We start from the raw sequence: 23,100 nt of genomic DNA, 5'->3' as shown, positions 1-23,100 counted from the left end.
GATCGGTCTACTTCCGGAGGCTCTGGCGCAGCAATCCGTTTGTGTTCTCCCTGGTGCCGCGTCGCCCAGGGCCGGCGGTGCCGCCGAAGTCCCCATGGATGCCCGGGCACGGCCGCTTCCACGAACCAGCAGGCCGTATGGGTGTCGTGGGGGGTCCTGGCTGGACTGTGACGCAGACTCACTGGCGCCTCGCCCGATCCGCGGGCAGCTCGGTGCGAGGCTGTCGCTCGACCAGCGAGCCAATCCGCAGCGGTGGCTGAGTCCAGCCTCCCGGTGGCCACATGTCCTTGCGGCCGCGGGTCTTCGAAGGCTGCGTCATGGACGCCGGCCTTGGTGTGGACGCGCCGTCGACCGGACATGAGTCCGAGCCGCTGCCCGACTCGAGGCGGCGTCGCCGCGAGCCTGGCCATCACGGTCAGACCGTTACCGCCGGCTCGCATTGTGAGTGATCCGCACCTGCTCCGCTTCATCCACGTGCCGCCGCGAGATCGGTCGAACGGTGAAGGGCTCCACGGCCGGCACGCCCGCAGCGAGCGGACTCCCTGCGCCGCTGACGAGCCAGCACATATGGCCGTCGGCGAGACGGAGTCGGAGAAGCACAAGTGGACAACGAAGATCTTCAAATACAGGATCACATCGAATCGAGCGGCGTCGCCACTCGGCGCTACGAGCCCGGGTCTCGACCTCGTCGCCACAAGGCCCCCTCGCTCATCTCGAGAGCAACCACCGTGCCCAAGGATGCGGAAGGGGCACGGGTGCGTCCAGCCCAGCCGAGTCGTGTCCGTCCAGGCCAGCGCCGAGGCGGCGGCCCGAAGCGGTCTGCACAGGCCGGGCCCACGGGGGTTCGACATCAGAGGCTGAACAGGCCCGCACACTCACCCGCGCCTGCTGAGCAACGCGAGCGCCGTCGATCCCACAGCCGAGTACGGCCCAGGTATGTGAAACCCGGTTCGCCATCCCCCAGGACCGGCGACAGTTCATCTTCTGTCTGCAAAATACCGTAAAACCACAACACCCCCGCGAAACCGAAGCTTCGCGGGGGTGTTTGTATGTCCGGCGACGTCCTACTCTCCCACAGGTTCCCACCTGCAGTACCATCGGCGCTGAGAGGCTTAGCTTCCGGGTTCGGAATGGAGCCGGGCGTTTCCCTCTCGCCATGATCACCGAAACTCTATGGAGTTGTGGCAGGCCTCACCTTTCGGGAGGCCCCGACCGTTACTCGGGAACCGCACAGTGGACGCGTAACATCTTTGTAGGTAACAAGCCCTCGGCCTATTAGTATCGGTCAGCTCCATGCATTGCTGCACTTCCACATCCGACCTATCAACCCGGTGGTCTTCCGGGGGCCTTACCAGATTAACTCTGTGGGAATCCTCATCTTGAGACGTGCTTCCCGCTTAGATGCTTTCAGCGGTTATCACTTCCAAACGTAGCCAACCAGCCGTGCCCTTGGCAGAACAACTGGCACACCAGAGGTTTGTCCGTCCCGGTCCTCTCGTACTAAGGACAGCCTCTCTCAAGATTCCTACGCGCGCAGCGGATAGGGACCGAACTGTCTCACGACGTTCTAAACCCAGCTCGCGTGCCGCTTTAATGGGCGAACAGCCCAACCCTTGGGACCGACTCCAGCCCCAGGATGCGACGAGCCGACATCGAGGTGCCAAACCATGCCGTCGCTATGGACGCTCGGGCAAGATCAGCCTGTTATCCCCGGGGTACCTTTTATCCGTTGAGTGACGGCGCTTCCACATGCCACCGTCAGATCACTAGTCCCGACTTTCGTCCCTGCTTGAGGTGTCCCTCTCACAGTCAAGCTCCCTTGTGCACTTACACTCAACACCTGATTGCCAACCAGGCTGAGGGAACCTTTGGGCGCCTCCGTTACTCTTTGGGAGGCGACCGCCCCAGTCAAACTACCCATCAGGCACTGTCCCTGATCCAGATAATGGACCTAGGTTAGATATCCAGAACAGCCAGAGTGGTATTTCAACGTTGACTCCACAAGAACTGGCGTCCCTGCTTCAAAGTCTCCCACCTATCCTACACAAGCTGTACCGAACACCAATACCAAACTATAGTAAAGGTCCCGGGGTCTTTCCGTCCTGCTGCGCGTAACGAGCATCTTTACTCGTAATGCAATTTCGCCGAGTTCGTGGTGGAGACAGCGCCCAAATCGTTACTCCATTCGTGCAGGTCGGAACTTACCCGACAAGGAATTTCGCTACCTTAGGATGGTTATAGTTACCACCGCCGTTTACTGGGGCTTAAGTTCGGTGCTTCGCTTGCGCTGACACTTCCCCTTAACCTTCCAGCACCGGGCAGGAGTCAGTCCGTATACATCGTCTTTCAACTTGGCACGGACCTGTGTTTTTAGTAAACAGTCGCTTGGGCCTGGTCTCTGCGACCGTCAGTGCGTCCAGCTGCAAGAGCCTTAACACATCAGGTCCCCCTTATCCCGAAGTTACGGGGGTATTTTGCCGAGTTCCTTCACCACGATTCTCTCGATCGCCTTGGTATTCTCTACCTATCCACCTGTGTCGGTTTAGGGTACGGGCGGCTAACAACTCGCTCACGAAGATTTTCTAGGCAGCATAGGATCACCCACTTCAGCAGTCGAAGAACGACTACCTCGCCGTCATGTCTCAGGCTTAATGAGGTGCGGATTTGCCTACACCTCGCCCTACGCACTTAGCCCGGGACAACCATCGCCCGGGTTGGGCTACCTTCCTGCGTCCCTCCGCAGCTTACCTAATACAAGCTTGGGTCACAGACTTAGTTGACCTCGGACCGAAGTCCTCCGACAACCTCGCGTGTTTAGCATTGCTCGCCTCGGCAGGGTCGTTGTTTCGCCGGTACGGGAATATCAACCCGTTGTCCATCGACTACGCCTGTCGGCCTCGCCTTAGGTCCCGACTTACCCAGGGCAGATTAGCTTGACCCTGGAACCCTTGGATATTCGGCGGACGGGTTTCTCACCCGTCATTCGCTACTCATGCCTGCATTCTCACTCGTGTGCTCTCCACGGCTGGGTCACCCCGCCGCTTCACCGCGCACACGACGCTCCCCTACCCATCCGCGCGCCTGGACCACGAGGGCCTGGCTATTACGCGAATGCCACAGCTTCGGCGGATTGCTTGAGCCCCGCTACATTGTCGGCGCAAAATCACTTGACCAGTGAGCTATTACGCACTCTTTCAAGGGTGGCTGCTTCCAAGCCAACCTCCTGGTTGTCTATGCAACTTCACATCCTTTTCCACTTAGCAATCTCTTAGGGGCCTTAGCTGATGATCTGGGCTGTTTCCCTCTCGACTATGAAGCTTATCCCCCACAGTCTCACTGCCGCGCTCTCACTTACCGGCATTCGGAGTTTGGCTGATTTCGGTAAGCTTGTGGGCCCCCTAGACCATCCAGTGCTCTACCTCCGGTAAGAAACACGCGACGCTGCACCTATATGCATTTCGGGGAGAACCAGCTATCACGTAGTTTGATTGGCCTTTCACCCCTATCCACAGCTCATCCCCTCGGTTTTCAACCCAAGTGGGTTCGGGCCTCCACGACGTCTTACCGTCGCTTCACCCTGGCCATGGATAGATCACTACGCTTCGGGTCTAGAGCACGCGACTAAATCGCCCTATTCGGACTTGCTTTCGCTACGGCTTCCCCACACGGGTTAACCTCGCCACGTACCACTAACTCGCAGGCTCATTCTTCAAAAGGCACGCCGTCACCCTTGCAGGCTCCGACGGATTGTAGGCAATCGGTTTCAGGTACTATTTCACTCCCCTCCCGGGGTACTTTTCACCTTTCCCTCACGGTACTTGTCCGCTATCGGTCATCAAGGAGTATTTAGGCTTAACGGGTGGTCCCGCCAGATTCATGCGGAATTTCAGGGGTTCCGCATTACTTGGGGTGACACTCGGGAGAGATCAACTTACGTCTACAGGGGTATTACCTTCTGTGCCGGAACTTCCCAGTTCCTTCGACTTCATTGATCTTTTTTGACTCCCTGACCGGTTAACAGCCCGGTCTGAATGGCCCCACAACACCCAGCATGCAACGCCTGTTAGCTATCACACATGCGAGGTTTGGCCTCTTCCGCGTTCGCTCGCCACTACTTACGGAATCACGGTTGTTTTCTTTTCCTGTGGGTACTGAGATGTTTCACTTCCCCACGTTCCCTCCAACTACCCTATGTGTTCAGGTAGAGGTCGCCGGACATTACTCCGGTTTCTTTCGAGGTTTCCCTATTCGGAGATCCCCGGATCGAAGCTCGTTTACCAGCTCCCCGGGGCTTATCGCAGGTTACAACGTCCTTCATCGGCTCTTGATGCCTAGGCATCCACCGATTGCCCTTAGTAGCTTGTTATTTCACTACAAAGATGCTCGCGTCCACTGTGCAGTTCTCAAGAAACGGGCGGGCCCAGGTACGCCGTGCCGTGAGGCTCGTCATAGCTGGTCCGCGTTGAAGGCTTGTTGCTAGGCAACCGACCCTTCAGGGCCCAACAGCGTGCTTTGGGTTCGTTCAACGGCATCCGAGGTTCCACTCCGCCGGCGAACCGACGACCGTACTGACGAATGGGTGTACACGAACTTAATGGTCAATGTTCCACTGAGGTGCTTGCCCCCGCCACCGACGTATGCGATGGAACGGAAGGCGCTGGACAGGTTGATTACGCCTGCCAATAGCTCCTTAGAAAGGAGGTGATCCAGCCGCACCTTCCGGTACGGCTACCTTGTTACGACTTAGTCCTAATTACCGGTCCCACCTTCGACGGCTCCCTCCACAAGGGTTAGGCCACCGGCTTCGGGTGTTACCGACTTTCATGACTTGACGGGCGGTGTGTACAAGGCCCGGGAACGTATTCACCGCAGCGTTGCTGATCTGCGATTACTAGCGACTCCGACTTCATGGGGTCGAGTTGCAGACCCCAATCCGAACTGAGACTGGCTTTATGGGATTCGCTCCACCTTGCGGTATTGCAGCCCTTTGTACCAGCCATTGTAGCATGCGTGAAGCCCTGGACATAAGGGGCATGATGACTTGACGTCATCCCCACCTTCCTCCGAGTTGACCCCGGCAGTCTTCTATGAGTTCCCGGCCGAACCGCTGGCAACATAGAACGAGGGTTGCGCTCGTTGCGGGACTTAACCCAACATCTCACGACACGAGCTGACGACAGCCATGCACCACCTGTATACCGACCTTGCGGGGCACCTGTCTCCAGATGTTTCCGGTATATGTCAAACCCAGGTAAGGTTCTTCGCGTTGCATCGAATTAATCCGCATGCTCCGCCGCTTGTGCGGGCCCCCGTCAATTCCTTTGAGTTTTAGCCTTGCGGCCGTACTCCCCAGGCGGGGCACTTAATGCGTTAGCTTCGGCACGGAATCCGTGGAATGGATCCCACACCTAGTGCCCACCGTTTACGGCGTGGACTACCAGGGTATCTAAGCCTGTTTGCTCCCCACGCTTTCGCTTCTCAGCGTCAGGAAATGTCCAGAGAACCGCCTTCGCCACTGGTGTTCCTCCTGATATCTGCGCATTCCACCGCTCCACCAGGAATTCCGTTCTCCCCTACATCCCTCAAGTCCGCCCGTATCGAAAGCAGGCTCAGGGTTAAGCCCTGAGTTTTCACTTCCGACGCAACGAACCGCCTACAAGCTCTTTACGCCCAATAATTCCGGACAACGCTCGCACCCTACGTATCACCGCGGCTGCTGGCACGTAGTTAGCCGGTGCTTCTTCTGCAGGTACCGTCAGAAACCCTTCGTCCCTGCTGAAAGCGGTTTACAACCCGAAGGCCGTCATCCCGCACGCGGCGTTGCTGCATCAGGCTTTCGCCCATTGTGCAATATTCCCCACTGCTGCCTCCCGTAGGAGTCTGGGCCGTATCTCAGTCCCAGTGTGGCCGGTCGCCCTCTCAGGCCGGCTACCCGTCGTCGCCTTGGTGAGCCGTCACCTCACCAACAAGCTGATAGGCCGCGAGCCCATCCTTGACCGTCGGAGCTTTCCACCCCAGCAGATGCCCGCCGGGGTCGTATCCGGTATTAGCAGCTGTTTCCAACTGTTATCCCAGAGTCAAGGGTAGGTTGCTCACGTGTTACTCACCCGTTCGCCACTGATCCAGGAGCAAGCTCCCTTCACCGTTCGACTTGCATGTGTTAAGCACGCCGCCAGCGTTCGTCCTGAGCCAGGATCAAACTCTCCGTTGAAAACTTTCGGTGAGGGCTTTAAGGCCCAATAACCGTCAACTTCAGTTCGATTCTGACGCAGACCAATACTGGTCTGTATCAATAATCAAAGGAATCCGTCCGAGACACATCAGCTTTCGCATCACTGCCCCGGTCGGGGTTTTGTTCGCACTCCGAAGAGTGCATTATTGTGCATTGACTTTTAAAGCACGCTGTTGAGTTCTCAAGTTTCGGGTGCGCTCCTCGCTTCGGCTCTCACCGTCGCTCGGGGCAACTCGACTTACTTTACTAGGCCCTTAACCGCTTGTCGAACCGGCATCCAGACCCCGATCCCATCCGCGACAGTTGACCGGACTTGATGACTTCTGGCATGAAGACACACCGCATCCGTTGCTGCTTGTTTGGGTTCGGCGTTCCGGTTCGTCCGGTTCAGATTTTCTCTGCCCCGTCCGTGTCACCGGCAACGCTCAATGAACATTACGCGAGGCCCGGGGGTGGGTCAAATCGGACGAAACCCCCGGGCGTGTCATGCCCCTGACTGGGCCTAACGCTTGATGACGACTGCTCCCACCGTCTTCTTGCCACGGCGGACGATCAGGTGCCCGCCGGCCAGGACGTCGGCCTCGTCGACCAACTGATCCGGATTGGTCACCTTCTGGTTGTTCAGGTAGGCCCCACCCTCGTCGATGGCCCGACGGGCCGCCGAGCGACTGGGGACCACTCCGGCAGCTACCAGGACGTCCACCACAGCCGGGAGCTCGGCGCCCGGTTCGAGCTGGATCGCCCCCAGTTCGCGCCAGACGGCCGCCAGAACGCCTTCCGGCAGGTCGTGCAGCTCTCCCCTGCCGAAGATGGCCGCAGCGGCGTCACTAGCCGCCTTGCGTTCGGCCGGTGAGTGCACCAGGTCGGTGATGTCGTCGGCCAGCGCCCGCTGGGCTGCCCTCAGGTGCGGCGCCTCCTGGCTCTGCCGGATCAGATCGTCCAGCTCTTCCCGGCTGCGCTCGGAGAAGATCCGCAGGTAACTGCCGACCATCGAGTCCTCCGCGTTCAAGAAGAACTGGTGGAAGGCGTAGGGGCTGGTCATGGCCGGATCCAGCCAGACCGTCCCGGACTCGGTCTTGCCGAACTTGGTCCCATCGGACTTGGTCAGCAGCGGAGTGGCCAGCGCGTGCGCCCGGCCGCCCACCGATCGGCGGATCAGTTCCACCCCCGCAGTCAGGTTGCCCCACTGGTCGGAGCCCCCGGTCTGCATGGTGACTCCGTGCCGCTTGTAGAGCTCCAGGAAATCCAGCGATTGCAGCAGCACGTAGGAGAACTCCGTGTAGGAGATCCCCGACTCGAGTCGGGCCTTGATCACCTCGCGGTCCAGCATCCGGTTCACGCTGAAGTGCTTGCCGATATCCCGAAGGAAGTCCAGGGTGTTCAGCTCGACCGTCCAGTCGTAGTTGTTGACCACCGTCGCCGCTGCCGGCCCGTCGAAATCGACGAACTTGCTCACTTGGGACCGGATCCGCTCCACCCACTCGTGGACCAAGTCCTTGGGGTTGAGGTTCCGCTCACTGGACTGCTTGGGATCGCCGATCAGTCCGGTCGATCCACCCACCAGCAGGAACGGACGGTGCCCGGCGGCCTGCAGGCGCCGCGACAGCATCAGCTGCACCAGGTTTCCCATGTGGATGCTCGGCGCCGTCGGATCGAAGCCCACATAGGACTTCACCTGGCCTGCGTCCAGGGTGGCCGCCAGGGCCTCCGGGTCGGTGGAGTGGGCGATGAAGCCCCGCCAGGTCAGTTCGTCGAGTAGCGCATTCACGGTCGCTAAGCGTAGTGCCCGCCGCGAGACTCACCGCCGGGGAACATCCTCGCGCAGGATGCGTCCGAGTTCCTCGGCCTGCTCGAAGGCCACCGAGTGGCCGGCGTCGGGCAGCTGGTACCAGCGCTTGGTCGGTGCGGTGAGCGTGGCGAACCACTCCCGAGCCGGACCGGTACGGGCTTCCAGCTCGTGATCGCCGCACAGGATGAACACCGGCACCTCGAGCTCGGTCGCCGACTGGCGCAGGTCGATCGACTGGAGCTGCGGGTACATCACCGAGAACATGTCCAGCAGGCCGCGGACGACGTTGAGCTTCTCGATCGGTGCGTACTCGACGCCCAGCACGCCCAGCGGACCGACGCCGCCCTGGCTGGCACGTGTCCGGTAGCCGGCCGGCGGGGTGTAGGGGCCCTCCAGGAGCGGATACCGAAGCATGATCTCGCCGTAGTCGAAGACACTGCGATAAGGCGGACGGCCGAGCCGTGCCAGTTGCGCGGCCAGTTCGGCGTCCCCGGTACGTCCGGCCAGCGCAGCGAGGTCGTCGTAGATCGCCTGATCGGTCGCCAGGACGTCGACCATCTGACCGCTGCCCAGGTAGGCCGAGAACAGCTGCGGTGCCCGCTGAACTGCCAGTACGGCGAGCAGGCTTCCCCAGGACTCCCCGAGCAGGACGATCTTGCGCTGACCGAAGCGTTCGGCCAGGAACTGGGCCAACTCGACCACATCGCCGACCGCCCGGTCGGGGGTGAGGCTGGCTTGGTCCAGCCCTGGATAGGACTTACCAGTGCCGCGCTGATCCCAGCTGACCAGGGTGATCTCGCCGAGCAGCGGTTCCAGCAGCACCCGTGAGAAGGCCTGATCGCTCTGCCCCGGGCCACCGCTGAGGTACAGCACCACCGGGTTGGTGCGGTTGGTGCCACGCACCTGGATCCACTGCCGATGGCCACCCAGCTCCACCTGGACAAGTTCGGCGAAGCCGCCCGGAGCGCCGACCTCTGCGGCCGCGGGCGGGATCAGCAGCCAACCGGCAAGGACGGCCAGTGCGGTGCTGGCGGCCAGCAGTGCCCACCGCCGCCGCAGCGCGAGCCGGCGGGCACCCCAGCCCGCACCCAGGGCCAACGGGACCACGGCCAGCAGCCAGGGAACCAGCCGACCCAGCGCGAAGGCGACCAGGCCGAAGGCTGTCCCCGACGGTGCGGCACCGGCCGTGGGCAGTGGGCAGGACGTTCGGACCAGTTCGAAGGTGACCACGTGTGCGAGCGGGACGATCAGCACGGCCAGCCGCGACTCGGCCACCCGGCCGGATAACCAGCCGGTGACCAGTGCACTAGCCATCATGGCCACGGCCTGCACTCCAGTGACCGGGCCGCGCGGCTCGATCACCGCCCACAGCGCGGCGAAGACACCGCCCACCAGCGCGGCGAGGATCAACCGGGCGATCCGCTCCGGCACGGGACGAGCAGTCTGAGGAGTCATGGCCATCAGCCTGTCGGCCGACGCCCGGGACGGCGTCCGGCCGCGGAACGGTCTTCTCCGTCCATCTAGGGGCCACACACTCGGGCGGGGTCGGTCTGGAGAATGACGACCGGATCATTCTCGGGAACGTTGGCGGCGCGCCCGCAGCCTTGCCAAGCTTGACCGGTGAGAACCTGGCGCGCCCTGCAGCGGCTGGACGAGGACCGTCCCTGGCTGCTGGACGGCATCCTGGCGCTCGGCTTGCTGCTGGCAGTCACCATTGCCATCGCGTTCTCCCTGCATCCGACCATCTCCGGGCTGCAGCTGGTGTTGCTGCTGATCGCGACCGTTCCCTTCGCGGCACGGCGGATCCTGCCGCTGACCGTGCTGCTGGTCTCCGGCTCGGCCGTCGTGGCGCTGCTCCTGCTCGGCTATGGCACTCCGGTGGTCGGCTCGGCCCTGTTCCTGGCCGCCTACTCGGTCGCGGCCCAGCGCAGTGCGCGGATCACTGCCCTGGCCGCCGTCTTCTGTGCCGCCCTGATCGGCCTGGTCGCCGCCCTCCCCGGACGGATGTCGTGGCCGGAGGCGATCACCAACATCGCGTTGTTCGTCGGCATGTTCGCCCTGGGCCGGGCCGGCCAGGCACAGCGCCGAGCCTCGGCTCTGCTGGCCGAGCGCGCCGAACTTGCCGAGCGGGCCAAGGTCGAGGCCAGCCGGAATGCGGTGAACCAGGAGCGACTGCGGATCGCCAGGGAGCTGCATGACGTGGTCGGCCACAGCCTCGGCGCCATCGCCTTGCAGGCCGGCGTCGGTGCCCGGGTCGCGATCGATGACCCCCAGGCCGCCCAGGATGCGCTGACGGCCATCGCCGAGCGCAGCCGCAGCTCGCTGCACGAGGTTCGCCAGCTGCTCGGTGCTCTGCGCAACCCCGGTGACGACAATGCCCCCAACCCGACCCTGAACGAGCTGGACCATCTGGTGGCCCAGGCCGGCGCGGCCGGCGTCGGCGTGGACGTCGTCCGGGACGGCGAACCGTGGCCGCTCAGCCCGGCCCTGGGCCTGACCTGCTACCGGGTGCTGCAGGAGTCACTGACTAACGTGATGCGGCACAGTGGCACCGACCGGGCCGAGGTTCGGGTGGGGTTCGACCCGGACCGGCTCACCCTGGTCGTCACCGACCAGGGTCAGGGCGCCCCAACTGACGCCGTCGAGGGTGGTGGCCAGGTCGGCATGAGAGAGCGGATCGCGGTCTGGGGCGGACGGCTGGAGGCGGGCAATCTGCCCGGTGGCGGCTACCGCGTGCTGGCCGAGATCCCGCGACCGGAGGAGGCCGGACAGTGATCAGAGTGGGCATTGCCGATGACGAGGCGCTGATTCGCAGCGGCCTGGCGGTTCTGCTGAGCCACGAGCCCGGCTTCGAGGTGGTCGGGGATGCCGCGGACGGACTGGCCGCGGTTCAGCTGGCTCGCCAGCAGCACCCGGACGTCCTGCTGATGGACATCCGGATGCCCGGCATCGACGGACTGGAGGCGACCCGACGGCTGGCCGCCGACCCGGACAGCGCAGACACCCGGATCCTGATCCTGACCACCTTCGACCACGATGAGAACGTCTTCGCCGCGCTACGCGCCGGAGCCAGTGGCTTCCTGCCCAAGGACACCGAGCCGCAGCGCCTGCTGGACGCCATCCGCACGGTGGCGTCCGGCGAGGCACTGCTGGCTCCGCGGGCCACCCGCCGGCTGATCGAGGAGTTCCGGCGCAGCACTGTCGCGCCGAGCGACGGTGGCGATCTGGATCAGCTGACCGAACGCGAGCTCGAGGTGCTGCGGGCGGTTGCGGCAGGGCTGAGCAATGCCGAGATCAGCGAGCGCCTGGTGATCAGCTACGCGACCACCAAGACCCACGTGAGCCGTCTGCTCTACAAGCTCGGTGCCCGGGACCGGGCCCAGCTGGTTGTGATCGCCTTCGACCACGGGATCGTCCGACCGGCCGCCGAGGCCTAGCTCAGCTCAGCCAGGACGGCTCGCAGCTCGGCCAACTGGGCCTGCACGGCCTCGACGGCGGTACCGCCGCGTCCATTGCGGGACGCCACTGAGCCGGCCGCCGTGAGCACGCTCAGCAGCCCGAGATTCAGGTCTGGCGAGATCTCGGCCAGCTGTCCCTCAGTGAGGTCGGAAAGCTCCTGATCGTGCGTCTCACAGAAGCGCACGGCCGCACCGGCGATCTCGTGTGCCCGGGCGAACGGGACGCGCTGGCGGACCAGCCAGTCGGCCACGTCGGTGGCCAGCGAGAAGCCCTTGGTGGCCTGGGCGGCCATCCGCTCGTGGTCAAAGGTCAGAGTGGCCACCATCCCGGTCACGGCCGGCAGCAGCACCCGCAGCTGATCCAGGGAGTCGAAGACCGGCTCTTTGTCCTCTTGCAGGTCACGGTTGTAGGCCAGCGGCAGGCCCTTGCAGGTGGCCAGCAGGCCGCTGAGATTGCCGATCAGGCGTCCGGCCTTGCCTCGAGCCAGTTCGGCGACATCGGGGTTCTTCTTCTGCGGCATGATGCTGGAGCCGGTCGACCAGGCGTCGGCCAGTCGGGCGAAGCCGAACTCGGCCGTGCACCACAAGATCACGTCCTCGCTCAGCCGGGACAGGTCCACCCCGATCTGGGCCAGCACATAGGCCTGCTCGGCGACCAGATCCCGTGACGCGGTGCCGTCGATGCTGTTGGCCACCGACCCGGCGAACCCCAGTTCGGCCGCCACCAGCAGCGGGTCCAGGCCCAGCGAGGTGCCGGCCAGCGCTCCCGAGCCGTAGGGGCTGATCGCCAGCCGCCGATCCAGATCGGCCAGCCGCTGCAGATCGCGGACCAGCGGCCAGGCGTGGGCCAGCAGGTGGTGGCTGAGCAAGATCGGCTGTGCCGACTGCAGGTGGGTTCGGCCCGGCATGATGGCGCCGAGGTTCGCCTCGGCCTGCGCGGCCAGCGCCCCGATCAGATCGGCCACGTCCGCGGTCAGCACCTGGTTGGCCGCTCGCAGGTAGCTGCGGATCAGGGTGGCGATCTGGTCGTTGCGGGATCGGCCGGCGCGCAGGCGTCCGCCGAGCTCGGGGCCGACCAGTTCGATCAAGGCCCGTTCCAGGGCGCCGTGGACGTCCTCGTCGGTGTCGGCCGGCTGGAGCTGACCGGAGGCCACCCGTGCGTCCAGCTCGTCCAGGCCGGCCAGCATGGCGTCCAGCTCGTCGGCGGTGAGCAGGTCGGCGGCGTGCAGCGCCTTGGCGTGGGCCTTTGAGCCGGCCAGGTCGAACCGGGCCAGCCGCCAGTCGAACTGAGTCGACTTGCTCAACGCGAACATGGCCTCAGCCGGACCGCCGGCGAACCTGCCGCCCCACAGCTGTCCGGCCGGTGTGGCTCCACTCATCTCAGGCATCTCCTCAGGGTGTGTGCAGGTTCAGCAGCGACTCGGCCATGGCCGCGCCGCCGAGCGGGTCTCGGGTGATCACCACGACGGTGTCGTCGCCGGCGATGGTGCCCAACGCACTCGTCCAGCCGACCCTATCGATGGCCGAGGCGAAGTACTGGGCGGCGCCCGGCGGGGTGTGCAGGACGCACAGGTTCGCCGAGCCTTCGGCCGACAACAGCAGCTCACCGCAGAGCCGACTCAGCCGGGCCAGCGCCCCGGGGCTGCCCGGGCCGTGCTCACCGGCCGACAGGGCGTAGGCGAAGCCGCCGACCGAGGTGCGCACCCGGACGGCACCGAGCTCGAGCAGATCCTTGCTCAGCGTGCCCTGATGGACCGCGATCCCCGACTCGGCCAGCCGAGTCGCCAGATCCGCCTGGGAGGCGATCGGCTCGCGCTCGATCAGCTCGGCGATCCGGGACTGCCGGGCCGACTTCGACAGCGGACTGCGGGCCGGCTCGCTCATGGCTGATCCAGGAAGCCGGGCAGAGCGGCCACGAAGCCGTCCAACTGATCTGCGGTGACGTTCAGCGGCGGGGCGATCCGCAACACGTTGGGACGCGGCGCGTTGATCACGAAGCCGCCATCCAGGGCGGCTGCGGCCACAGCCGGGGCCACCGGCCGAGTCAGCACCACCCCGCGCAACAGACCCCGTCCCCGGACCTGGGCGATCAGCGGATGGTTCAGGGCCGTGATGGCCGCGGCGAACCGGTCACCCACCTCGCGGACGTGGGCCAGCAGCCCGTCCCGCTCGATGATCGACAGCACGGCCAGGCCGGCTGCTGCCGCCACTGGGTTGCCTCCGAAGGTGCTGCCGTGAGCACCCGGCCCGAACAGCTCGGCGGCCGCCCCGGTGGCCACGCAGGCGCCGATCGGGAAGCCGTTGCCCAGGCCCTTGGCCAGGGTGACGATGTCCGCACAGATGCCGGACGAAGTGCTGGCCAGCCAGTCCCCGCAGCGCCCGATGCCGGTCTGGATCTCGTCCAGCCACAGCAGCGTCCCGGTGGCCGTGGTCAGCTCCCTGGCCTTGGCCAAGAAGTCCACGCCCGGATCGACCACGCCGTTCTCGCCCTGGATCGGCTCGATCACCACGGCGGCCACGGTCTCGTCCAGCTCGGCGGCAAGGGCGTCCACGTCACCGTAGGGGACGAAGGTCACTCCGCCGGGCAGCGGCTCGAACGGAGCCCGATAGGCCGGATTGGCGGTGATCGCCAAGGCCCCCATGGTCCGCCCGTGGAAGGCGCCCTCCATGGCGATGATCCGCGGACGCCCGGTCAGCCGGGCCAGCTTGAAGCCGGCCTCGTTGGCCTCGGTGCCGGAGTTACACAGGAAGACCCGGGCCGACCGCTCGGGCGCGTTGACGGTCGCCATGGCGGCCAGCCGCTCGGCCAGCCCAATCTGGGTGGGGGTGGCGAAGTAGTTGGAGACCTGGCCGAGGGTGGACAGCTGCGCCGAGATCGCGCCCAGCACCTGCGGATGGGCGTGGCCCAGGGCGTTCACGGCGATGCCGGCCAGCAGATCCAGGTAGCGGTTGCCGTCGGCATCCCACAGATAAGAGCCCTCGCCCCGGACGAAGACCCGCAGCGGAGTGCCCAGGTTCCTCATCAGGACGTGACTGTGCCGTTCGGCGAGCTCGGCCTGAGAGCCGGTCGGACTGATCGTCACAATGCATCCTCCTGATCGCGCACCATGGTGCCGATCCCCTCGTCAGTGAACATTTCCAGCAGCAGCGAGTGCGGCACTCGTCCGTCGATCACGGTGGCCTTGGGCACTCCGGCCTGGACCGCTTTCAGGCAGGCCTCCATCTTCGGGATCATCCCCGATGCCAAGGACGGCAGCAGCAGCTCGAGCTCACTGGTGCTGATCTGGCGGATCACCTCGGTCGAGTTCGGCCAGTCGGCGTAGAGCCCGGCCACGTCGGTGAGCACGACCAGCCGGTCGGCGTCCAGCGCTGCGGCCAGCGCCCCGGCCGCGGTGTCGGCGTTGACGTTGTAGACCTGGCCCTCGTCATCGGGAGCCACCGTGGCCACCACCGGAATCCGTCCGGCGTTGATCAGGTCGATCAGGGCCTCCGGACGCACCTCGGTCACCTCACCGACCAGGCCCAGGTCGATCTCCTCACCGTCCAGCTCGATCCCCTTGCGCTCCGCGGTGAGCAGGCCGGCGTCCTCGCCGCTCAGGCCCACGGCCACCGGGCCGCGGGCATTAAGCAGGCCGACCAGTTCCCGGTTCACCTGGCCCATCAGGACCATCCGGACCACGTCCATGGCTTCGGGGGTGGTGACCCGCAGGCCGCCACGGAACTCGCTGGCGATGCCCAGCCGCTTGAGCATGGACGAGATCTGCGGGCCGCCGCCGTGCACCACCACCGGCTTGACGCCGACCGTGCGCAGGAAGATCACATCCTCGGCGAACGCGGCCTTCAGCTCATCGTCGACCATGGCGTTGCCGCCGTATTTGATCACCATGGTCTTGCCCACGTAGCTGGCCAGCCACGGCAGGGCTTCGATCAGGATGGACGCCTTGGCAGCCGCATTGATCATGACGAGTACTCCGCGTTCTCTTTCACGTAGCCGTAGGTGAGGTCATTGGTCCAGATCGACGCCGAGGCCGACCCGGCATGCAGGGCGAGCTCGACCAGGACGTCGCGCCCAGTCAGGTCGACTGCCGAGCGGTCCGCGCCGAGCTGGCCATCCACGAAGACCCCGACCCCGTTGAAGGCGACGTCGACCGCAGCCGGGTCGAAGGCGGCCGCCGTGGTGCCGGCCGCGGCCAGCACCCGTCCCCAGTTCGGGTCATTGCCGAAGATGGCGCACTTGAACAGGTTGCTCCGGGCCACGGACCTGGCGATCTCCAGGGCGTCGGCCTCGCTGGCCGCCGAGGTGACTCGCACCTCGATGTCGTGGGAGGCACCCTCGGCATCGGCGAGCAGCTGGCGCGCCAGGCTGGCGCAGACCTGGGTGAGCGCCGCGGTGAACTCGGCCACATCCGGAGTGACCTGGCTGGCACCCGAGGCCAGCAGCAGCACGGTGTCGTTGGTGGACATGCAGCCGTCGGAGTCAGCCCGATCGAAGGTGAGCGCCGTGGCCGTCCGCAATGCCGTATCCAGCTGCGCGGAGTCGAGGACGGCATCGGTGGTGACCACCACCAGCATGGTGGCCAGCGCCGGAGCCAGCATGCCGGCCCCCTTGGCCATGCCACCGACCGTCCAGCCGGACGCAGAGGCGTGCGCAGCCTGCTTGGGGACGGTGTCGGTGGTCATGATGGCCGCTGCAGCGGACGGGCCGCCGTCCTCGGCCAGCGCCGCGGTAGCCAGGGTGACTCCGGTGGCCACGGCGTCCATCGGCAGCCGGACGCCGATCAGGCCGGTCGAGCAGACCGCCACCTGCGAGGCCGTGCAGCCCACGGCGTCCGCCACCAGCTCGGCGGTGCGGACGCTGTCGGCATAGCCGGCATCGCCGGTGCAGGCGTTTGCCCCACCGGAGTTGAGAACCACGGCGGCCAGCTGCCCGTCGGCGATCGCCTGCTGCGACCACTGCACCGGTGCAGCCGCGAAGCGGTTGCTGGTGAACACGCCGGCCGCGGCCTGCAGCGGGCCGAGGTTGCTGACCAGGGCCAGATCGGCCCGGCCGCTGGCCTTGATCCCGGCGATCACACCGGCGGCCCGGAAGCCCTTGGCTGCGGTCACGCTCACGGTGCCACTCCTACTGCGCTCAGGCCGAGGGTCTCGGGGAGACCCAGGGCGAGGTTCATCGACTGAATGGCGCCGCCTGCGGTGCCCTTGGTCAGGTTGTCCAGAGCACAGACCGCCACCAGGCGTCCGGCGGCCTCGTCCACGGCCACCTGGAGGTGGACGGCGTTGGAGCCGAGCACCGACTGGGTCTGCGGCCACAGACCCTGCGGCAGCAGGCTCACGAACGGCTCGCCGGCGTAGGCGTCGGCGTAGGCCTGACGCACCTCGGCCAGGCCGACACCGGCCGGGACCGGTGCCGTGACGGTGGCCAGGATCCCCCGGGCCATCGGGGCCAGCACCGGGGTGAAGGAAATCGTGGGGGTCGCGGCACCGAGCCGGGCGAAGTTCTGCAGCATCTCCGGGACGTGCCGGTGCACGCCGCCGACGCCGTAGGCGCTGGCCGAACCCATCACTTCGGCACCGATCAGGTTCACCTTGGCGGCCTTCCCTGCGCCGGAGGTGCCCGAGGCGGCCACGGCCACCACGTCGGCACCACTGACCAGTCCGGCCGTGAGCGCCGGGAGCAGCGCCAGCGTGACCGCGGTCGGATAACAGCCCGGCACCGCCACCCGCTGGGTGTGCGCGAGGACGTCCCGCTGCCCCGGCAGTTCCGGCAGGCCGTAGGGCCAGGTGCCGGCATGTTCGCTGCCGTAGAAGCGGCGCCACTGCTCAGCGTCGATCAGCCGGTGGTCGGCGCCTGCGTCGATCACCAGGACGTCCTGGCCGAGCTGGGCGGCGATCTCGGCCGACGCACCGTGCGGCAGAGCCAGGAAGACCACGTCGTGCCCGGACAGGTTCTCCGCGGTAGTCGCGACCACCTCGCGGTCGGCCAGGGTGATCAGATGCTGGTGATGGCTGAGCAGCGACGACCCGGCGCTTGCACCCGCAGTCAGCGCACCGATCTCAACCTCGGGATGGCCGGACAGCAGCCGCAGCAGCTCACCGCCGGCATAGCCGGTCGCGCCCGCGACGGCAACGGTGAATGTCATAGGCATGAATATGCCACACGCGGCATGTTTATGCCACTCGACGCGCCTCTAGAGCAGCGCGACCAGATCAGCCACCGACTCCATCACCTGAGAAGGCCGATACGGGAAGGTCTCGATCTCCTCGCGACTGGTCACTCCGGACAGCACCAACAGCGTGAACAGGCCGGCTTCCATCCCCGCCACGATGTCGGTGTCCATTCGGTCGCCGATCATCGCCGTGGTCTCCGAGTGCGCCTCGATCCGGTTCATGGCCGAGCGGAACATCATCGGGTTCGGTTTGCCGACCACGTAGGGCTGCCGGTTGGTGGCGGCCGTCACCATGGCAGCCACGGCACCGGTGGCCGGCAGCGGCCCCTCGGCGGACGGGCCTGTGGTGTCGGGGTTGGTCACGATGAAGCGAGCACCACCGTTGATCAGGCGCACCGCCTTGGTGATCGCCTCGAAGCTGTAGTTGCGGGTCTCCCCCATCACCACATAGGCCGGATCGGTCTCGGTCATCACGAAGCCCGCCTCATGCAGCGCGGTGGTCAGCCCGGCTTCACCGATCACGAAAGCGGTCTTCTCCCCGCGCTGGCCGGCTAGGAAGTCCGCCGTGGCCAATGCCGACGTCCACAGGTTCTCCTCCGGCACCACCAGCCCGGACAGCGCCAGTCGCGCCGAGAGGTCACGCGGGGTGTAGATGGAGTTGTTGGTCAGCACCAGGAATCGGCGGGAGGTGTCCACCCAGCGCTTGAGCAGCTCCGCCGCACCGGGGATCGGCTGGTTCTCGTGAACCAGGACTCCGTCCATGTCGGTCAGCCAGCACTCGATATCGCGCGCAGTTCGCATGACTCCAGTGTGGCAGCCTCACCTCACCAGCGCTCCGCGGCGCACCCACAGCTACTGCGGCAACAACCCGGGCGCCGATGGGCCGGCGGGCTGACATGGAAGAGGGAGGTAGCGCGCTCCCTGGCCGCAGCTACCTCCCTGTCCGCTTGGGCGCCCCCTTGTCAGGCACATGGCGGCGTGCCCTCGCTCAGCTCCCCCAGTGGGACGATCATAACCATCCGAAGTGGCGTCGACCATCATTAACGTCACAATTTCCGAACATTCCACAAACGGCCTAACCAGTGAGCCTCTGTGACATTTCACCCAACGTTCGGGCTTGTCATCCTGCCGATCGCGGCATCGCTAGAGGAAATTGTCACCCATTTGGGTGACCGCGTCACTCTTTCGGGTGACACCGCCCGTAAGCCGGTTTGAACTGGCATTCCCCCAACCCGAATGCGGGCATTGGGAAGCCCAGAGGAGCGGCGGGTGACTCGGGAACTCCCCCTCGGCTCCCGAGTCACTGCACGCACACCGCGACCAGCCATCCGATCGTCGGGCAGAGCGCCCGTGATCGTGATCGTCGTCACAGTTCGTCATCCAGATGTACTGCATCGAAGCTGAGCCTCGGCGGTGGTCCGGCCGGAATCCGCCCCCTCCTGCGGATTCCGGCCGAAGCACACAGCCCAGAAGCTCGGTCAGACCGGGCACCCGTTCAGCTCCGCCAGATTGATGGAGCGGCCCTGCGGCGCCAGTCATCCTCGTCTTCTACGCAATCCCCCTCATCGGACGACTGCGTAAAACATAGCGCGAAAATGCACAATTCACCACCGCTCAACCCAACCCTATTTGACGCGGGCCAGGCATTCCTTGATCGCGATCAATCCATCGTTTGCCCTTGTCACCCGAGGGAGTGTTACCCATTCGGGGGCTAGTCACCCAAATGGGTGATAGAAATGGCATCGCATTTGTCACCCATTAGAGGACCACCCGATGCCACCCATTCGGGGGCAAAAAGAACAGCGCCCGTGGACCAGTGTCCACGGGCGCTGAAAGGAGACTCGCCTAGAAGGAGCGCAGTACCGCCCCATGCCGCTGCTCAGCGCAGGCCACCGCCGCCACCCTGGCCGCAGACGTCTCGGCGTCGGTCAACGTGCGATCCGGTGCCCGGAAGCGCAAGGCGAACGCCAGCGAACGATGCCCAGCGGGGACCTGAGCTCCGGTGAAGATATCGAACAGACTGATCGACTCCAGCAGCTCCCCCGCACCGTCGACCAGAGCCGACTGGACGTCCGCCACAGCGACCTCAGTGGGGACGACGAGAGCCACGTCTTCCTTCGCGACCGGGTGCGGCGAGACCGCCACGATGTCACCGCCGCGAGGCGCCAGCTCGATCAGGGCGTCCAGATCGAACTCCACCGCCGCGGTCCGCTCGGGCAGTCCGAAGGCCTTGATCACCTCCGGATGCAGTTCGCCGGCATGACCGATGACAGAGCCGGCCACCACCAGTTCAGCGCAGCGACCCGGATGCCAGGGCCAGTACTCGGCCGACCGCCGGACCAGCTCGACGCCGACCGCGCCGGCGGCCACGTCGACCAGAGCCAGCGCCTGCTGCCACCCGGCCGGAATCGCGTCGCCCTGCCAGCCCGGACGCCGCCACTGGCCGCACAGGACCGCTCCGAGCATCCGTGGCTGCTCGGGAAGTGCGGCGGCGATCGCGGCCAGCTCAGCCTCGCTGGGACGCTGGGTCACCGACGGAATCGGCGCCGGATCCCCGGTACCGGCAAAGAAGACGCTGCCGGTCTCGAACAGGGCCAGGTCGTCGTTGCCGCGCGAGGTGTTGCGGGCCACGGCCGCGAACAAGCCGGGCAGCATGCTCGTGCGCAGATACGGCTGAGTCTCCGCCAGCGGGTTGGCCAACCGGACCAGGCTGCGACGACGGTCATCGGCCGGCACGCCCATCCGGTCCAGATCTTCGGCAGAGCCGAACGGGAAGGTGAGCACCTCGACGAAGCCGGCTGCCACCGCGGCCGCGTTCACGGCTCGCCGGGCTCGCTGCGCCCTGGTCAGCCCGCGCCCGACCGGAGCGGACGGGACCACGGCCGCGATCGTGTCGAAACCGATCTTCCGGCCGACCTCCTCGACGTAGTCATATGGGTCGCGCAGGTCGCCTCGCCAGCTGGGCGGGACGAGCCGCAGTTGGTCGCCATCCACCTCGACCTGGCAGCCGCTGGCCCGCAGAATCTCGACCACCCGGTCGGCGGGCACCTCGGTGCCCAGGATCTTCGAGGGCAGGTCGGCGGCGATCACCTGGGACGGCACGGACGGCACCGCGCCGGCCACCGTCTCCTCGGCCAGCACCTGGCCCCCGGCCAGCTGCACCAGCAGCTCAGCAGCCCGATGAGCGGCCGAATAGGCCGCCTGCGGGTCCACACCCCGGTGGAAGCGCTTGGAGGCCTCAGAAGGCAGGTTGTGGCGGCGCAGAGTCCGTGAGATCGACGCCGAGTCGAAGCTGGCCGCCTCGATCAGCACGTCGGTCGAGGTGTCGCGCATCTCGGTGGACTCGCCACCCATGACACCGGCCAAGCCGATCGGGCCGTTGTCATCGGTGATCAGCAGGTCGTCGACGTCCAGGCGCCGGGTCTGCCCGTCCAAGGTGACCAGGGTCTCCCCGGCCCGAGCCTTGCGGACCACGATGGTGCCGGCCAGCGAGCCGGCGTCGTAGGCGTGCAGCGGCTGACCGGTCTCCAGCATCACGTAGTTGGTGATGTCGACCGGCAGCGAGATCGAGCGCATCCCGGACAGCACCAGGCGCCGAGCCATCCAGCGCGGCGTCGGGGCGCTCGGATCGAAACCGGTCACCCGAACTCCGACGAACAGCGGGCAGGCCGGATCGTCGAGCCGGACCGGGTAGCCGGCCGCCGTGGCCGCTGGGGTGGCCTTGGTGACCACGTCACGGTAGCTCAGGCCCAGGTTCTGGGCGGCCTCCCGGGCCAGGCCACGAATGCTCAGGCAGTAGCCGATGTCGGGGCTCACGTCGATGTCCAGCACATCGTCACGCATCAGCAGGACGTCGGCCGGATCGTCGCCCGGCTTCAGCTGGGTGCCGTCGTCGGTGGTCGCGGGCAGGATGATGATCCCGGAGTGGTCGTTGCCGATGCCCAGCTCGTCCTCGGCGCAGATCATGCCGTCGGACAGATGCCCATAGGTCTTGCGAGCGGAGATGGCGAAACCACCGGTGAGCATGGCGCCGGGCAGCGAGACCACGACCAGGTCGCCGACGGCGAAGTTGTGGGCGCCACAGACCACGCTGCGGCAGCCGTCCGGGTAGTCCGGGTGCGGCTGGTTGTGGGCGGGGCCGACGTCGACCTGCACCCAGCGGATGGTCTTGCCGTTGGACTGCGGCTCGTCCACGAAGGCCAGAATCCGGCCCACCACGATCGGTCCGCTGAGCTCCGACCCGGCCTGGTCGACGTTCTCGACCTCGAGTCCGGCTCGGATCAGCACCTCGGAGAGCTCGCGCCCGGTCATCTCCTGCGGCAGGTCGACGTAGTCGCGCAGCCAGCCAAGTGGGGCCCTCATCGTGCCATTCCCTTCAGTGAGCGGCTGAACCGGACGTCACCCTCGACCATGTCCCGCATGTCGGCGGCGTTGTTGCGGAACATCAAGGTGCGCTCGATGCCCATCCCAAAAGCGAAGCCGGAGTACACCTCAGTGTCGATCCCGCAGGCGGCCAGCACCCGCGGGTTCACCACGCCGCAGCCGCCCCACTCGATCCAGCCCTGCGACTTGCAGGTGCGGCAGGGGGCGTCCGGGTTGCCCACCGAGGCGCCTCGGCAGACGAAGCACTTCAGGTCGACCTCGGCCGACGGCTCGGTGAACGGGAAGTAGTGCGGACGCATCCGAGTCTCGATGCCGTCACCGAACATGCTCTTGGCCAGGTGATCCAGGGTGCCCTTCAGGTGGGCCAAGGAAATGCCCTTGTCAACGCAGAGTCCCTCGATCTGGTGGAAGACCGGGACGTGGGTGGCGTCGAACTCGTCGGCCCGGTAGACCTTGCCCGGGCAGACCACGTACATCGGCAGCTCGCGGTCCAGCATCGAACGGGCCTGTACCGGAGAGGTGTGGGTGCGCAGCACGATGTGCTGCTCCAGCGGCGAGACGAACAAGGTGTCGCTGGTGCCCCGGGCCGGATGGTCGGGGCCGATGTTGAGCGCGTCGAAGTTCAGCCACTCGCCCTCAGCCTCGGGACCTTCGGCGATCTCCCAGCCCATGGCCACGAAGACATCGCCCATCAGATCGATCAGCGCGGTGATCGGGTGCGCGGCACCCTGCGGACCGAACTCGACCGGCAGGCTGACGTCCACCCGTTCGGCCACCAGGCGTCCGGCCAGTTCGGCGGCACCCAGTTCCTCTTCACGGGCGGCCAGCGCCGCGTTCACCTGGGCACGAGCCGCACCCAGCCGCTGACCGGCCTCCTTGCGCTCAGGCCCGGGAAGGGTGCCGATCGCGCGGTTGGCCAGGGCCAGCGGGGAACGATCCGAGCTGTGCGCCAGCCGCGCCTCCTTCAGTTCGGCGCTGGTCTGGGCCGCGGCAAAGGCAGCCAGGGCTTGCCCCACCATTGCCTGGATCGATTCCGGACTCAGATCAGCCTGCGGTGCACCGCCGGGCATG

General features: G+C 65.8%; 13 protein-coding genes and 3 rRNA genes. 2 read left to right on the top strand and 14 right to left on the bottom strand.

The annotated features are described in order from the left end of the window. Positions 1–1,051: 1,051 nt before the first annotated feature. The 5 genes from rrf to ATK74_RS05110 all read right to left on the bottom strand — a co-directional run bounded on the left by rrf (position 1,052) and on the right by ATK74_RS05110 (position 9,476). Positions 1,052–1,168: ribosomal RNA gene (rrf, locus tag ATK74_RS05130) — 5S ribosomal RNA — on the bottom strand. Positions 1,169–1,255: 87 nt separating this feature from the next. After that, positions 1,256–4,366: ribosomal RNA gene (locus ATK74_RS05125) — 23S ribosomal RNA — on the bottom strand. A gap of 328 nt (positions 4,367–4,694) precedes the next feature. Next, positions 4,695–6,211, bottom strand: a 16S ribosomal RNA gene (locus ATK74_RS05120). Together the 16S, 23S and 5S rRNA genes form the textbook arrangement of a ribosomal RNA operon. A 523-nt stretch (positions 6,212–6,734) precedes the next feature. Further along, positions 6,735–8,000, bottom strand: coding sequence for a tyrosine--tRNA ligase (gene tyrS / locus ATK74_RS05115; protein ID WP_098460032.1), 1,266 nt, complete (start codon positions 7,998–8,000; stop codon positions 6,735–6,737). A gap of 30 nt (positions 8,001–8,030) precedes the next feature. After that, positions 8,031–9,476, bottom strand: a complete 1,446-nt coding sequence (locus ATK74_RS05110; protein WP_143483570.1) for an alpha/beta fold hydrolase — start codon at positions 9,474–9,476, stop codon at positions 8,031–8,033. A 165-nt stretch (positions 9,477–9,641) separates the two neighbouring features. On the opposite strand from ATK74_RS05110, the gene ATK74_RS05105 reads away from it, so the two are divergent. Next, entirely contained in the window at positions 9,642–10,796 is a 1,155-nt protein-coding gene (locus ATK74_RS05105; RefSeq protein ID WP_098460030.1) for a sensor histidine kinase, read from the top strand. A 5-nt stretch (positions 10,797–10,801) separates the two neighbouring features. After that, positions 10,802–11,458 carry a response regulator gene (locus tag ATK74_RS05100; protein ID WP_425440094.1) on the top strand — a complete coding sequence of 219 codons (657 nt, stop codon included), beginning with the start codon at positions 10,802–10,804 and terminating at the stop codon, positions 11,456–11,458. Here ATK74_RS05100 and argH read toward each other — a convergent pair. The 9 genes from argH to pheS all read right to left on the bottom strand — a co-directional run bounded on the left by argH (position 11,455) and on the right by pheS (position 23,099). After that, positions 11,455–12,867: an argininosuccinate lyase gene (argH, locus tag ATK74_RS05095; RefSeq protein ID WP_211283288.1), complete on the bottom strand. Its 1,413-nt coding sequence runs from the start codon at positions 12,865–12,867 to the stop codon at positions 11,455–11,457. The genes ATK74_RS05100 and argH overlap by 4 nt on opposite strands. 4 nt (positions 12,868–12,871) lie before the next feature. After that, positions 12,872–13,363 carry an arginine repressor gene (locus ATK74_RS05090; protein ID WP_098460027.1) on the bottom strand — a complete coding sequence of 164 codons (492 nt, stop codon included), beginning with the start codon at positions 13,361–13,363 and terminating at the stop codon, positions 12,872–12,874. Further along, on the bottom strand, positions 13,360–14,562 hold the full coding sequence (locus ATK74_RS05085) for an acetylornithine transaminase (RefSeq protein ID WP_342745422.1): 1,203 nt from the start codon (positions 14,560–14,562) through the stop codon (positions 13,360–13,362). Before ATK74_RS05085 ends, ATK74_RS05090 begins: the two co-directional genes overlap by 4 nt. After that, entirely contained in the window at positions 14,559–15,440 is an 882-nt protein-coding gene (gene argB, locus ATK74_RS05080; RefSeq protein WP_098460025.1) for an acetylglutamate kinase, read from the bottom strand. Before argB ends, ATK74_RS05085 begins: the two co-directional genes overlap by 4 nt. Further along, the gene (gene argJ, locus ATK74_RS05075) at positions 15,437–16,591 is read right to left on the bottom strand and encodes a bifunctional glutamate N-acetyltransferase/amino-acid acetyltransferase ArgJ (protein WP_098460024.1); all 1,155 of its coding nucleotides are present in this window, start codon (positions 16,589–16,591) and stop codon (positions 15,437–15,439) included. The genes argB and argJ overlap by 4 nt, the downstream gene beginning before the upstream one ends. After that, a complete protein-coding gene (argC, locus tag ATK74_RS05070) occupies positions 16,588–17,619 on the bottom strand; it encodes an N-acetyl-gamma-glutamyl-phosphate reductase (protein WP_098460023.1) in 1,032 nt (343 codons plus the stop codon). Before argC ends, argJ begins: the two co-directional genes overlap by 4 nt. Positions 17,620–17,667: 48 nt before the next feature. After that, on the bottom strand, positions 17,668–18,447 hold the full coding sequence (locus tag ATK74_RS05065) for an HAD-IIA family hydrolase (protein WP_098460022.1): 780 nt from the start codon (positions 18,445–18,447) through the stop codon (positions 17,668–17,670). Between the two features lie 1,044 nt (positions 18,448–19,491). Continuing rightward, positions 19,492–22,008, bottom strand: coding sequence for a phenylalanine--tRNA ligase subunit beta (gene pheT / locus ATK74_RS05060; RefSeq protein ID WP_098460021.1), 2,517 nt, complete (start codon positions 22,006–22,008; stop codon positions 19,492–19,494). Further along, positions 22,005–23,099 carry a phenylalanine--tRNA ligase subunit alpha gene (pheS, locus tag ATK74_RS05055; protein ID WP_098460020.1) on the bottom strand — a complete coding sequence of 365 codons (1,095 nt, stop codon included), beginning with the start codon at positions 23,097–23,099 and terminating at the stop codon, positions 22,005–22,007. Before pheS ends, pheT begins: the two co-directional genes overlap by 4 nt. Between the last annotated feature and the right edge of the window lies 1 nt (position 23,100).

It is taken from the genome of Propionicimonas paludicola, assembly GCF_002563675.1.
Taxonomy (GTDB): domain Bacteria; phylum Actinomycetota; class Actinomycetes; order Propionibacteriales; family Propionibacteriaceae; genus Propionicimonas; species Propionicimonas paludicola.
The sequence above is the reverse complement of the archived record's forward strand: the minus strand, read 5'-3'. Positions and strand labels throughout refer to the sequence as shown.